This window comes from Stenotrophomonas sp. GD04054, assembly GCF_029836955.1.
GTDB lineage: Bacteria > Pseudomonadota > Gammaproteobacteria > Xanthomonadales > Xanthomonadaceae > Stenotrophomonas > Stenotrophomonas maltophilia_A.
Window position 1 is genome coordinate 1 of the sequence record NZ_JAOECR010000002.1, and the last position, 13,352, is coordinate 13,352.

At 66.5% G+C, this 13,352-nt stretch carries 12 protein-coding genes; 7 read left to right on the top strand and 5 right to left on the bottom strand.

All coding sequences use genetic code 11. The annotated features are described in order from the left end of the window. The first annotated feature begins 71 nt into the window (after positions 1-71). Both smrA and agp read left to right on the top strand, forming a co-directional pair. Positions 72-1,904, top strand: a complete 1,833-nt coding sequence (gene smrA / locus N7573_RS01765) for a multidrug efflux ABC transporter SmrA (RefSeq protein WP_279913183.1) — start codon at positions 72-74, stop codon at positions 1,902-1,904. Between the two features lie 44 nt (positions 1,905-1,948). Then, a complete protein-coding gene (gene agp, locus N7573_RS01770; protein ID WP_279913184.1) occupies positions 1,949-3,178 on the top strand; it encodes a bifunctional glucose-1-phosphatase/inositol phosphatase in 1,230 nt (409 codons plus the stop codon). 141 nt (positions 3,179-3,319) lie between these two features. Here the strand turns inward: agp and N7573_RS01775 are convergent, their stop codons facing one another. Continuing rightward, on the bottom strand, positions 3,320-5,128 hold the full coding sequence (locus N7573_RS01775; RefSeq protein ID WP_279913185.1) for a DUF885 domain-containing protein: 1,809 nt from the start codon (positions 5,126-5,128) through the stop codon (positions 3,320-3,322). A 112-nt stretch (positions 5,129-5,240) separates the two neighbouring features. Here N7573_RS01775 and N7573_RS01780 point away from each other — a divergent pair, with 112 nt between their 5' ends. Both N7573_RS01780 and N7573_RS01785 read left to right on the top strand, forming a co-directional pair. Beyond that, positions 5,241-5,597, top strand: a complete 357-nt coding sequence (locus N7573_RS01780) for a GFA family protein (RefSeq protein ID WP_046983156.1) — start codon at positions 5,241-5,243, stop codon at positions 5,595-5,597. Between the two features lie 32 nt (positions 5,598-5,629). Next, a complete protein-coding gene (locus N7573_RS01785) occupies positions 5,630-6,409 on the top strand; it encodes a DUF4349 domain-containing protein (protein WP_279913191.1) in 780 nt (259 codons plus the stop codon). Between the two features lie 31 nt (positions 6,410-6,440). Here the strand turns inward: N7573_RS01785 and N7573_RS01790 are convergent, their stop codons facing one another. Both N7573_RS01790 and N7573_RS01795 read right to left on the bottom strand, forming a co-directional pair. Continuing rightward, complete coding sequence (locus N7573_RS01790) at positions 6,441-6,734, bottom strand: hypothetical protein (RefSeq protein ID WP_005415831.1); 294 nt, start codon at positions 6,732-6,734, stop codon at positions 6,441-6,443. A 68-nt stretch (positions 6,735-6,802) separates the two neighbouring features. Then, complete coding sequence (locus tag N7573_RS01795; RefSeq protein ID WP_279913186.1) at positions 6,803-7,747, bottom strand: LysR substrate-binding domain-containing protein; 945 nt, start codon at positions 7,745-7,747, stop codon at positions 6,803-6,805. Between the two features lie 115 nt (positions 7,748-7,862). Here N7573_RS01795 and N7573_RS01800 point away from each other — a divergent pair, with 115 nt between their 5' ends. Further along, entirely contained in the window at positions 7,863-8,735 is an 873-nt protein-coding gene (locus tag N7573_RS01800; protein ID WP_032128339.1) for a DMT family transporter, read from the top strand. 640 nt (positions 8,736-9,375) lie between these two features. Here N7573_RS01800 and N7573_RS01805 read toward each other — a convergent pair. After that, the gene (locus N7573_RS01805; RefSeq protein WP_279913187.1) at positions 9,376-10,278 is read right to left on the bottom strand and encodes a peptidylprolyl isomerase; all 903 of its coding nucleotides are present in this window, start codon (positions 10,276-10,278) and stop codon (positions 9,376-9,378) included. Between the two features lie 136 nt (positions 10,279-10,414). Here N7573_RS01805 and N7573_RS01810 point away from each other — a divergent pair, with 136 nt between their 5' ends. Next, the gene (locus tag N7573_RS01810; RefSeq protein WP_032128337.1) at positions 10,415-10,780 is read left to right on the top strand and encodes a PadR family transcriptional regulator; all 366 of its coding nucleotides are present in this window, start codon (positions 10,415-10,417) and stop codon (positions 10,778-10,780) included. Further along, positions 10,777-11,766: a sensor domain-containing protein gene (locus N7573_RS01815; RefSeq protein WP_279913188.1), complete on the top strand. Its 990-nt coding sequence runs from the start codon at positions 10,777-10,779 to the stop codon at positions 11,764-11,766. The genes N7573_RS01810 and N7573_RS01815 overlap by 4 nt, the downstream gene beginning before the upstream one ends. Positions 11,767-11,965: 199 nt before the next feature. Here the strand turns inward: N7573_RS01815 and phaZ are convergent, their stop codons facing one another. Beyond that, positions 11,966-13,273, bottom strand: a complete 1,308-nt coding sequence (gene phaZ / locus N7573_RS01820; RefSeq protein ID WP_279913189.1) for a polyhydroxyalkanoate depolymerase — start codon at positions 13,271-13,273, stop codon at positions 11,966-11,968. Between the last annotated feature and the right edge of the window lie 79 nt (positions 13,274-13,352).

Below are 13,352 nucleotides of genomic sequence, written 5' to 3' on the forward strand. Positions count from 1 at the left end.
GCGGTGATCATCGGCTGGCGTACACACGCGGCGTGGGATACTCCGCCGGCTATTGATGGCGAGGGAATGCGATGTTCCGTTGGTTTGAATCCCTGATTCCGGTGTTCCCACCCGTGGACGGGCGCATGCCGCCGCGCAAGGTGGTGCCGTTCTACCTGCACTACCTGCGCCCGGTGTGGCCGGTGCTGCTGGCCACCCTGATCGCCGGCCTGCTGCTGGCGCTGGTGGAAGTGGCGATGTTCGATTACCTGGGCCGCATCGTCGACATGGTCGCCGAGCAGCCGGGGGCCGATTTCTTCAAGCGCCATGCCAATGAGCTGGGCTGGATGCTGTTCATCACGGTCATCGCGCGGCCGATCCTGGTCGGCCTGCACAACCTGCTGGTCAACCAGGCCATCGTGCCTGGCCTGAGCAACCGCTCGCGCTGGCTGATGCACAACTACGTGGTGCGGCAGAGCCTGAACTTCTTCCAGAACGACTTCGCCGGCAGCGTGGCCAACCGGGTGATGCAGACCGGTACCTCGCTGCGCGAATCGGCAGTGCAGATGGTCGACTCGCTCTGGTACATCGTGGTCTACACCGGCACCGCGCTGTACCTGTTCGCGCAGGCCGACTGGCGGCTGATGGTGCCGTTGATCCTGTGGCTGCTGGCCTATGCAGTGATCCTGGCCTATTTCGTTCCGCGCGCGAAGGAACGCGCATGGATCGCCTCCGAAGCGCGTTCCAAGGCGATGGGCCGCATCGTTGATGGCTACACCAACATTCCCACGTTGAAGCTGTTCGCCCATGGCGGACGCGAGCAGGCCTATGTGGCCGAGTCGATCCAGGAACTGGCGGTCAAGCACCGTGCGCAGACCCGCATCACCACCGGCATGGACCTGACCATCGCCATCGTCAACGGTTTCCTGATTGCCGGTACCTGTGGGCTCGCGCTGTGGCTGTGGAACGGTGGCCACATCACTGTTGGCGCGATCACGCTGGCGACCGGCCTGGTGATCCGCATTCACAACATGTCCGGCTGGATCATGTGGACCATCAACGGCATCTTCGAGGACATCGGTACGGTGCAGGATGGCATCACTACCATCGCCCAGCCGCTGACCGTGCAGGACCGCGAGGATGCGGTGCCGTTGCAGGTGACCCGTGGTGGCGTGCACTTCCAGGACATCCACTTCCACTACGGCAAGAAGGGCGGCGTGATTGCCGGACTGGACCTGGTGGTGAAGCCGGGCGAGAAGATCGGCCTGGTCGGTCCTTCCGGTGCCGGCAAGTCGACCCTGGTCAACGTGCTGCTGCGCCTGTACGACCTGGAAAGCGGCCGCATCCTGATCGACGATCAGGACATCGCCCATGTCAACCAGGAGAGCCTGCGCCAGCAGATCGGCGTGGTCACCCAGGACACCTCGCTGCTGCATCGCTCGATCCGCGACAACCTGCTGTATGGCCGCCCCGATGCCACTGACGAGCAGCTGCATGCCGCCGTGGCCAAGGCGCGCGCCGCAGCCTTCATCGATACGCTGGTGGACGGGCAGGGCCGGCGTGGCTACGACGCGCACGTGGGCGAGCGCGGCGTGAAGCTGTCCGGTGGTCAGCGCCAGCGCATCGCCATCGCCCGCGTGCTGCTGAAGGACGCACCGATCCTGGTGCTGGATGAGGCGACCTCGGCACTGGACTCGGAAGTGGAAGCGGCGATCCAGGACAGCCTGGACCAGCTGATGGGCGGCAAGACGGTGATCGCGATCGCGCACCGGCTGTCGACCATCGCACGCATGGACCGGCTGGTGGTGATGGACCAGGGCCGCATTGTCGAGACCGGCACCCATGCCGAGCTCATTGCGGCCGGTGGCCTGTACGCGCGCTTGTGGGCGCGGCAGACCGGTGGTTTTGTGGCTGCAGACCAGTAGACCCACGCCATGCGTGGATGCATTCCTTGGGGTCGGAGGCCCGCATGATTCGTTCTCTACGCCCCCTGCTGCTGGCGCTGGTGCTGGCACTGGTCGCCACTGCCGCAGCCGCTGCATCGCCATCAGTGGAAGGCGAAGCCCTCGAGCAGGTCATCCTTCTCAGCCGCCACAACCTGCGCGCACCGGTGGTGGCATCGGGCGCGTTGGCCAATGCGACTCCGGAGCGCTGGCCGAGCTGGGACGTGGGCGCCGGCGAGCTGACCACCAAGGGCGGCGTGCTGGAGGTCTACATGGGCCGTTACATCGGCCAGTGGCTGCGGCAGGCAAAGTTGCTGCCGGCAACGGGCTGCCCGCAGCCGAGCGACTTCCACGCGCACGCCAACAGCCTGCAGCGCACCCAGGCCACCGCGCAGTTTTTCGTTGCCGGTGCGTTCCCGGGCTGCCACGTGGCGGTGGAACAGCGCATGCCGCTGGGCACGATGGATCCGTTGTTCAATCCGGTGATCCACAACGGTGATGCGGCCTTCCGCGAACGCGCGTTGTCGGCGATGCAACAGGCGCAGGCCGCATCGGATCTGGCACCAGCGTTGGCGGCGGTGGAGGCGATCACCCGCTACCCGCAGTCGGCTGCGTGCGCAGGCCGCAGCGAATGCCACCTGACGCCGGCCGATTCCATTTTCAGCGCAGAGCCGGGCAAAGAACCGCGTACTTCCGGTTCGCTGGCCCTGGCAAGCGGGTTGGTCGATGCCTTGTTGATGGAGCACTACCAGGGAAGTGGCATTCCCGGCGAAGGCTGGGGCCGATTGAACACGGAGGACCAATGGCAGGCGCTGGCGCAGGTCCGCAACCGCTACCAGGACATCCTGTTCGGAACACCCGAGGTGGCGCGTGACGTGGCTGCGCCGCTTTTGGCAAGAATAAACGGGCTGTTCGAAGATCCGGCGTCACCGAAGGTGAGCCTGCTGGTCGGCCACGATTCCAACATCGGTTCCGTGCTGGCGGCGCTGGGAATCACGGACTACACGTTGCCGGGCCAGTATGAGAAGACACCGATCGGCGGCCTGCTGCAGTTCGAGCGCTGGCGCGACCGCCAAAGCGGTGGCGAGCGCTTCCGCCTGGCCTACGTCTACCCGACCACCGCGCAACTGCGAGATGCGCTGCCGTTGAGCGATGTACAGCCACCCGGTCGGGTGGAGCTCGCGCTTCCCGGGTGTGGGCAGAATGGATGCAGTGACGTGCAGTTCGAGCGCGTGCTGCATCGCGCGGTGAATTGAATGCCATCCACGCATGGCGTGGATCTACTGGCAGGCGGGTAGTAGATCCACGCCATGCGTGGATGGGTCCATCCCGGGACGCCGAACAGAAAACGGCCCGGGTTTCCCCGGGCCGTTCTGTTTCCGCTCACACCGGCGCGATCACTCGATCGGCTGGTCCAGCATCAGCTGGCGTGCGAAACGCACCGGTGGCGCGCCGTAGGACAGCATCTGGTCGTGGTAGGCCTTGAGGTTGAACTTGTCGCCCAGCTTCTCCTGCACCGCCTTGCGGGTGTCGAAGTGTTCCTGCGCACCGACGAAGTAGGTCGGCAGCTGCGCCGAGGTCAGCTGCGCGCGCACCCACTTGCCCGAGGCTTCGCTTTCCTGCTGGAAGGCATCGTGGGTCATCAGGTGCATCGCCTTTTCGCGATCCCAGTTGTCCACGTGCACGCCCTGGTCGAGGATCGCGTTGGAGATCGTGCGCAGGTAGAACTTCAGCTGCACCAGGTGGAACAGCGGGTCGTTGTTGAGGTAACCCTGCTCCTGCATCATGCGCTCGGTGTAGACCGCCCAGCCTTCGGCGAACAGGCCAGAACGCAGCACCGCACGCAGGGTGGAGGGGAACTTGGCCGAATGCCAGCCTTCCAGGTAGTGGCCCGGGGTGCCTTCGTGGATGCTCAGCAGGTGGATCATGCGCGAGTTGTACTCACGCAGGAACGAGTCGACCTGCTTGTCGTTCCAGTCGTCCGGAATCGGCGACACGGCGTAGAAGGTCTTCAGGTTCTTGTCCAGCGGGCCCGGCGAATCGCAGTAGGCCACGGCCACGCCACGCTGGAATTCCGGCATCAGGATGATGTCCACCGGCGCGTCGGGCAGGGTCATCAGATCGTGCTCGCGCACGAATGCGGTGGACTGCTCCAGTGCGGCCTTGGCATCGTCGACCACCTTGTCGCGCGCCGGCTTGTCGGCGTAGGCCAGCTCCAGCGCGGCCTCGATCGCCTTCTGCTGCTGCTCGTCGGTCGGCTGTGCCGGCATCTCCGGTGCGCCCGGCTTGTCCTTCAGCACGGTCTGCGCGATGCCGTACATGTCTTCGCGCACGCGCTTGAGTTCGGCGCGTGCACGCTCGCCGATCTCCTGGCGCGACAGCGACGAGTTCAGCGCGAACTTCAGCTTCTGGTCGTACTTCTCCGCGCCGATGCGGAAATCGCCCTTGGCGTTGGGCACCAGGGTCTTGTCCAGCCAGGTCTGCTGCTCGTCCACGGCCTTCTTCAGGCCATCGATGGCGGCCTGCAGGCGCTGCTGGTCGGCCTGCGGCAGTTCACCGATGTGCGGGGTGATGAAGGTATCGACGATGCTGAGGATGCCCTTGTTCTGCTTGGCCACCGTCTCGGCGTGGATCTTCGGCACGCGGGCCGGATCCAGGTTCTCGCGTGCCTGGGCGAAGATCGCCGGCAGCTTTTCCATACGCGCGGTGGCCGACTTCAGGCGCTCCGGCAGCGGCGCGAACTCGCGGGCCATCAGGCCGTAGATCGCGCTGCCGGCAATGCCGTTGTACAGCTGCGGGTCCCACTTGCCGGACTGCAGCACTTCGGCGTTCCAGATCTCGGACTGCAGCTGGTTGCGCAGGATCGCCGCGTCCACCTGGTTCTCGCGGCCCAGCTTGGCCACCTCGATCTTGTCCAGCTCGCCCAGAAGCGCCTTGTAGGCGGCCAGGGTCTTCTGCTGGCCGGCGGCACTGAGGTCATCCAGTTCGCTGTCGTAGCGGTGGTCACCGATCTGGGTGGCGCTGACCGGCGAGAGCTGCATCCAGGTGTCCAGGGCGCGCTTGGACAGGTCGGCGAAGGCGGCATCGACCGCCGCGTCACCGGCCTGCTGGCTGGCGGCCGGGGTGGAACCGTTGGTCGGGGCGTCGGCCGGCTGGCAACCGGCCAGGGCGGCGACCAGGGCGAGGGCAAGAAGATGCGGGCGCATCGGCGTTCCTGTACAGGGTCAAACCCCGAGCATAGGGCCCCGGGGCTGCTTTGTCCCCGTGCCATAGGATTACCATGGGCACTGACAAGGACCCTCCAGCGGAGCACAGGACATGGAATACCAGGGAAGCTGCCATTGCGGCAGGATCGCATTCACCGTACAGGCCGAGGCGCCGATCAGCGACGTCATCGACTGCAACTGCTCGATGTGCCGCCGTCGCGGCAGCCTGCTGTGGTTCGCCCCGCGCGAGGCGTTCCAGCTGAGCACCAATCCCGCGGACGTGGCCACCTACCACTTCAACAAAGCCCACATCGATCATCACCACTGCCGCGAGTGCGGCGTTGCCCCCTACAGCGAAGCGGTGGACCCTCGCACCGGTACGCCGATGGTGGCGGTGAACGTGCGCTGCGTACCGCAGGTGGACCTGGCCACGCTGGCGGTGATGTCCTACGACGGAGCGGCACTGTGACGCCGCTGCGCGCGTGGACGCGTGTGGTGGCAATGCCGGTGCTGCTGCTGGCGCTGGCGGCCTGTGCCAAGAACGGCGAGAGGGCGCAGGAGGCGGGTGCGGCCGCTGCCGATGCTGCTGTCGCTTCGCCGGAAGGTGCGTTCCTGGCCTACGAGCATGACGTGCAGATCCAGCTGGAAGCGGCGCAGATCGCTGTGCGCATCCAGCAGGTGGCGCAGGCCTGCCAGAGTGCGAAGTTCGGTGATTGCGCGGTGCTGCAGGTCGACCAGCGCAGTGGCGAGCAGCCCAGCGGTGAGGTCAAGGTACGAATCGCGCCGAAGGGCACCGAGCCGTTGATCGCTCTGGCCGGTGAGGGGGGCACGCTGCAGTCGCGCAATACGCGCGCCGAGGACCTGGCGCAGGAGGTAGCAGACACCGCACTGACCAAGGCGCGGCTGGAGAAGGAACATGCGCGGCTGCTGTCCTACCAGGACCGCAAGGACCTGAAGATCGAGGACCTGATGGCGATCACCACGCGCCTGTCGGAGATCGAAGCGGGCGTCGAACAGGCCAACAAGGATTCGGCGCAGCAACGCCGGCGCATCGATACCCAGCTGGTCACGATGCACTTCGATACCACCTCGGGCCAGCGCAGCCGCAGCGAGATCGGTGAGGCGCTGAGCGAATCGGGCAGCATCCTCAGCACCAGTATTGCGTTCCTGATCCGCGCCGCGGCCGCGCTGCTGCCGGTGGCGGTGCTGGCCCTGATCGCGGCCTGGGGTGTGCGGGCGTGGTGGCGTCGCCGCCGCCGCAGGCTGCCGCCCAGCCTCTGAGGTGAAGGTTGATGCCGGCAACCCGCCGGCATCAGCCCTCGTCGGTCTCGTACTCGACGAACACGTCCAGCTCCAGTGCCAGTTCCTGCACGGCATCGCGCACCTTCTGCGCGGTGCTTTCATTGCCGACTTCCACTTCCAGTTCGTGGATGCCCGGGCCGATGTCATCGGACAGCCCGGCCGAACTGGAATCGTCGTCGTCCATGTGCGGCATCAGGTCGTCGGTTTCCTCGACATGTTCGATGCCGTCCAGGCCGAGCAGCAGGTCGCTGATGGCACGGGCGTCGTCTTCGGTTCCGGTGATGCGCAGTCGCAGCATGGCCATGGCGTCGATACGGTGTGGGGTTGCCTGCAGCCTAGCCAGCGTGAAGCAAAGAACGGGTGAGGGCGCAGTCAGCCGTGCGTGGCCGGGCGCCCGAGCAGGCTTTCCGGCAACGCGGGAATCGGCGTGCGTTCGTCCTGCGCCTGCTCCAGCAACCAGTCGATGAACAGGCGCGCGGCGTGGCTCGGCGGTTGCCCTTCGGCATGCACCACGTGATACGCGTAGCGCGCCTTCAGCGCCGGGCCAGGCAGGCGTACCACCTCGTAGCGCTGCAGGTAGGGCTGCGCGATATGGGTACGTGCCAGCACCGCGCCCATGCCGTACACCGCGGCACGCATCGCATCAGTGCTGTCGGCAAAGGTATGCATCGGCGGCAGCGGCGACGGTGGACGCACACCCGAGTGGCGGAACCAGTCGCGCCAGCCCTGCGGCGACAGATCGGTCAGCAGCGGCAGGTCGGCGATGCGCGCCGGATCGACCAGCGTTTCGACCCCGGCCAGCGCCGGCGAGGCCACCGGGAACAGGTAGTCATCCATCAGGTGCTGTGCACGCAGGCCTGGCCACTGGCCCAGGCCATAGCGGATGCCGACCTCCGGACCGTTGTCGTCGTAGCGGTCCAGACCGCTGCCCGTGTGCAGTTCGATGCGGATGTGCGGATGGGCCTGGGTGAAGCGTGGCAGCCGTGGCAGCAGCCAGCAGTAGGACAGCGAGCGCAGCGTGGTGATCCGCAGCGGCACGCTGTCGGCATCCGGCTGCAGGTGATGGGCGACGGCCGCGACATCGGAGAAGGCGGCGCTGGCGGCGTCGGCCAGCTGCCGGCCCTCGGCAGTCAGGCGCACGCCGCGGGCGTGGCGCAGGAACAGCCGGGTTTCCAGCACCTCCTCCAGCCGGCGCACATGGTGGCTGACCGCGCTGGCGGTCAGGTGCAGCTCCTGGGCGGCCTGGGCGAAGTTCTGGTGGCGCGCGGCGACCGCGAACACGGCCAGTGCGGGGAGCAGGGAAGGGCGTAGCTGCATGTCCAGCCTCAAACCATATTTGTGGCTGGCAGCGATACTACGCGCTTGTGCGGCGGGCGTCTGCGCCCGATCCTGTCTGCCTTGGCGAGGAACAGACGATGGACGGAGGCAGGGCATGAATGCGGTCCCACAGGCGGCCGAGCGCGACTGGCGCACGCCGCTGGAATTGACCCTGCTGGGCGCCATCTGGGGCTGCTCGTTCCTGTTCATGCGGGTGGCGGTGCCGTCGTTCGGCCCGTTCGCGCTGGTCGAGGTGCGGCTGGTGCTGGGCGCGCTGGTGCTGCTGCCGTTCCTGTGGCGCGCCCGCGCGCAGTTCCCGCCGCGGCGCTGGCTGTGGCTGGCACCGATCGGCCTGATCAACTCGGCGCTGCCGTTCGTGCTGTTCGCCTATGCCGCCGAACAGGCACCGGCCGCGATCGGTGCGATCTGCAATGCGATGACCGTGCTGTTCGCCGCGCTGATCGCCTTCCTGTTCTTCGGCGAGAAGATCGGCATGCGCCGTGCGGGCGCGCTGCTGGTCGGCTTCGCCGGCGTGGTGGTGCTGGCCACGGCCAAGGTCTCCGGCCTGAGCATCGGCACCGCGGTGCTGGCCGGTGCGGCGGCTTCGTTGCTGTACGGCCTGGGCGTGAACCTGGTGAAGCGACACATGACCGGGCTGCCGTCGGCGGCCGCTGCGGCAGCAACGCTGTCCTGTGCCTCGCTGTGGATGCTGCCGATGGCGGTCAGCCATTGGCCGCAGGCGGCGATTCCGGCCAAGGCCTGGGGCGCAGCGATTGCCCTGGGCGTGGCCTGTACCGGCCTGGCGTTCCTGATGTTCTATCGTTTGATCGGCCGTATCGGCCCGTCGCGTGCGTCGACCGTGACCTATCTGATTCCGCTGTTCGGCGCTGCGTTCGCGTGGTTGTTCCTGGGTGAGCCGGTGACGCTGCAGATGCTGATTGCCGGTGCGTTGATTCTGGGTAGCGTGGCGGTGAGTCAGAAGGGCTGATGCGTTGGCGTTTTGCGCGTGGCGCGTGCTGAAGGTGCTTCATCGTTCATGGGCGTCACTTTTCTTTTCGCGCGAAAAGAAAAGTAACCAAAAGAAACGCGCCGCCAGGTCGCGAGCCGCCGTGCTTCGCACGTCGGTCCCCTGCGCTTCTCGGTGAATCAGGGGACGGTGCCGAACTCGCTGCGCTCAGACATCGGCACCTCTTCGCCCCTGATTCCCCTGCGATGCTCGGCTCACTCAAGGCGGACCCAGATCAAAGACCGCAGCTGCACCCAGTAGATCCACGCCATGCGTGGATGCCTTTGCCGTTGATCTTGACCTTCCAGTCCGCCTTGAGCGAGCCGAGCACCGCAGGTCCGGCGAGGGCGAAGAGGCGCGGGTGTCTGAGCGTAGCGAGTTCCTGCGCCGTCCCTCGACGGGCCGAGGAGCGCAGGGTACCGGTGCGCAGCACCGGCTTGCGGCTGGCGGAACGTTTCTTTTGGTTACTTTTCTTGATGACGCACGTCCCTGTGCGCCACCCTCCGGGCCGGCTGCGCCGTTCCGCGCCGCTCCTGCAGCGCGGCGCGCGTACAAAGAAAAGTAACGCCCATGAACGATGAAGCACCTTCAGCACGCGCCACGCGCAGAACCCGCGACGGCGTTACTTCACCGGCACCGGAATATTGCACAGGTCGATATGCCCCGCCGGGCGCTTGTAGAAATCATCCACGCGATTCCGCCGCGCTTCCACCGTATCGGCGAAGGTCTTCGAATCGGTGCGCAGCACCTGGATTGGCGTGCGCTCGGCCGCCGGCACGTCGCTGGCGCGGCGGATCGACACGATCGGCGTGCGCAGCTTCGGGTCGGCGTAGAAGCCCATCGGCGCCGGTCCGCGCGGCGTTGCACTGAGCAGTTCCATGCCCTTCAGCACGCGGCCGACCAGGGTGATGTTGCGGTCCAGCTGGCGCGGCGACTGGCCGGTCACCACGTACAGTTCGGCGCCGATGCTGCTGTCTTCCTCGTTGCTGCGGCCAGCGCCCAGCATGCCGTAGCAATGCGCCAGCCAGGCCTTGCCGGCCTGCGGGTCCTGGCCGACCGGGAAGCCGTCGACGAAACCGGTCTGCGCGGCCCAGCCATCGCGGTCCGGCAGCACGCTGACCTTCAGGCCGGCGCTGGCGCGCTCGAACTCGGCCGGCAGCTTGCGCGCGGCACTGCCGAACGGCTTGGCCTTGGCTGCGTCATCGGCGTCGGCATCGCCGAACTGCACCACGAAGTTGTCCTGCGAGCGGTAGATGCTGGTGCCGTCCCAGAAGTGCTCGCGGGCGAAGGTCTGGATGTTGGCGACATGGCGCGGGGCGAACTGCGGCGCCAGCTCGATGATCACCCGCCCGGCCGGCAGGTCCATGTACAGCAGGTTGGCCGGGTCCGGGGTGCGCCAGTCGCTGGCCGCCGAAGCATCGAGGATCTGCTGCGGGCTGCGGTAGGGCGTGGCCGCACTGGCCAGGGCGGGCAGCAGGCAGGACAGGGCGAGGGCGGTCAGGGCAAGGCGACGACGGTGCGGCATGGGAACCCCGGAACATGAACGAGGCTTCGATTCTGCGTGAGCGGCCCGGCCACGCCAACCGGCAGAGTGACTAACGACACATTCGCTATACCGAACTTCGCACTACTGTGGACTTCAACGTAGTGGAGGGCCGGTCATGTCCGAGGACGATGTCCAGCTGAAGAAGTTCCAGAAGGAACTCAGCGCTGGAACGGTGTCGCTGGCCCTGCTGGCGGTGCTGGCCCGGGCTGGGGAGCCGCTGTACGGCTACCTGATCGCCAAGGAGCTGGAGCGGGTGGGCGAGGGCGTGTTGAGCGGCAAGCAGAGCGCGCTGTACCCGGTGCTGCGCAATCTGGAGGGCGCCGGCCTGCTGGAAAGCCATGTGGAGCCGTCCAGCAGCGGGCCGCCGCGGCGCTACTACCGCATCAATGAACGTGGCCGCGAGGTGCTGGCGCAGTGGCGCCAGGCCTGGCAGGCCACACGCGATTCCGTCGATTCCGTGTTGGAGGGGGTACCGCAATGAACGACCCGAGCCTGGCAGGCCGAGCCCTGCCCACGACCATCCCGCAGTACCTGGCGCAGCTGCGCGCGGCATTGGAAGGCGCCGACCCGGCGATGGTGCAGGACGCGCTGTACGACGCCGAGGAATACCTGCGCTCGGAGCTGGCGGCGCAGCCCGGCCGCAGCGAGGCGGAGGTGATCGCCGACGTTGCCGGCAGCTACGGTGCGCCGGACGAGGTAGCCGAAATCTACCGCGAGACCGAAGTGACGGTGAATCGCGCGCTGCGTACACCGCGTGCGGATACCGCACCGATGCTGCGTGCGGCCGCGCAAGCGAGTGGCGTCGAGCCTGCCGCGCCGCCGCCGACGCCGGTGCAGCGCTCGCTGCTGGCGCGTTTCTTCGGCGTGGTGGCCGATCCGCATACCTATGGTGCGCTGTTCTACATGTTGCTGTCGCTGGCGACTGGCACCTTCTTCTTCACCTGGGTGGTCACCGGGCTGTCGCTGTCGCTGGGTTTGATGATCCTGATCATCGGCATCCCGTTGACGGTGCTGTTCTTCGGTTCGGTGCGCGGGCTGGCGTTGCTGGAAGGGCGCCTGGTGGAAGCGCTGCTGGGCGAACGCATGCCGCGCCGGCCGCAGTACACCGACCGCAGCCGCACGTGGCTGCAGCGCATCGGTGACATGTTCACCGATGGCCGCACCTGGCTGACGCTGCTGTACTTCGTGCTGATGCTGCCGCTGGGCGTGATCTACTTCACCATCGCGGTGACGTTGCTGTCGCTGTCGCTGAGCCTGATCTGGGCGCCGGTCGCGGCGATCTTCAGTGGCGACATCCCCGGCGTGTACATCAACGACGTGAACGTGCTGCCGATGGCGGCCTCGCCGCTGGTGGCAATCGCGGTTGCCGCGGCGGGCGCGCTGCTGCTGCTGCTGACGATGCATCTGGCACGCGGCATCGGCAAGCTGCATGGGCTGATCGCCAAGAACCTGCTCGTGCGGCTGTAAACGGGAATCCACGCTTCGGTAGGTGCCAACCTTGGTTGGCACGATCCATCAGTGCAGGGGCGCTTGGCGGAATTCGCTTTGGTAGGTGCCAACCTTGGTTGGCACAATCCATCAGATACCGGGATTCATGGTAGAGCGCCAACCAAGGTTGGCATCTACCAGGGCGTACCGACCAAGGTCGGTGCCCACCAGGGCCGAGTTACCCCGCCTTTCGCCGCAACGGGGTGACGTTGCTCTTCTTCTTCGTGACCTTCGCCGCCGGTGCTTCGGCATGCGCGGCGAAGAAATCGCGCACCTTCGGGTACACCACTTCGCGCCAGCGACGGCCGCTGAAGATGCCGTAGTGGCCGGCGCCTTCAACGATGAAATGCTCGCGGCGGTCAGCGTCGATGCCGGTGCACAGCGCCTGCGCCGCTTCGGTCTGGCCGAGGCCGGCGATGTCGTCCAGCTCGCCTTCGATGCTCAGCAGCGCGGTATCGCGGATCGCCGACGGATCGACCTTCTCGCCGTTGACCACCCACTCGCCACGCGGCAGCAGGAAGTCCTGGAACACCACGGAAATAGTATCCAGGTAGTACTTGGCCGGCATGTCCAGCACCGCGTTGTACTCGTCGTAGAAACGACGGTGCGCGTCGGCGTCTTCCAGGTCGCCCTTGACCAGGTCGGTGTAGAAGTCCCAGTGCGAGCTGAAGTGGCGGCTCGGGTTCATCGACAGGAAACCGGCGTGCTGCAGGAAGCCCGGGTACACGCGACGGCCGGCGCCGGGATAGCTGGCCGGCACGGTGTGGATGACGTTGTTCTCGAACCACGACAGCGGGTTCTGCGTGGCCAGGTTGTTCACTGCGGTCGGGCTGCAGCGTGCATCGATCGGGCCACCCATCATCACCAGCGTGCGCGGCGTCGGCTCGCCACGGCTGGCCATCAGCGAAACTGCCGCCAGCACCGGCACGGTCGGCTGGCACACGCTGACCACGTGCAGGCGCTCCACGCCGAGGTGGCGGATGAACTCCTGGATGTAGGCGATGTAGTCGTCCAGGCCGAACTCGCCTTCGCTGGCCGGCACCATGCGCGCGTCGACCCAGTCGGTCACATACACGCGGTGGTCGCGCAGCAACGTGCGCACGGTGTCGCGCAGCAGCGTGGCGTGGTGGCCGGACAGCGGCGCCACCACCAGCACGAACGGCTGGTTGAGCATGGTGTGCAGCTGGTCGGCTTCATTGCTGTGGCGCTTGAAGCGCAGCAGCTTGCAGAACGGCTTGCTCACTTCCTCGTGCACGACGATCGGCACGCGCTCGCCCTCGACGTCGATTTCGTTGATGCCCCACTCGGGCTTCTCGTAATCCTTGCCGATGCGATGGAAGAGTTCATTGACCGCCGCCAGGCGATCAGCACCGGGCATCTGCGACCACCAGTGGCCCTGGTTGGCGAAGAACCTAGCGTTGGCCTGGGCCTGGTGCACCCAGGGGGCGAGCAGGTTGCGGGTCAGTTCGTGCAGTTGATAGAGCATGACGACCGAATATGTATGGTCATATGTTGCCGCGCAGCATATCCCATCCGGGTGTCCCGAAGGTTAAGTTGGCTGAAAA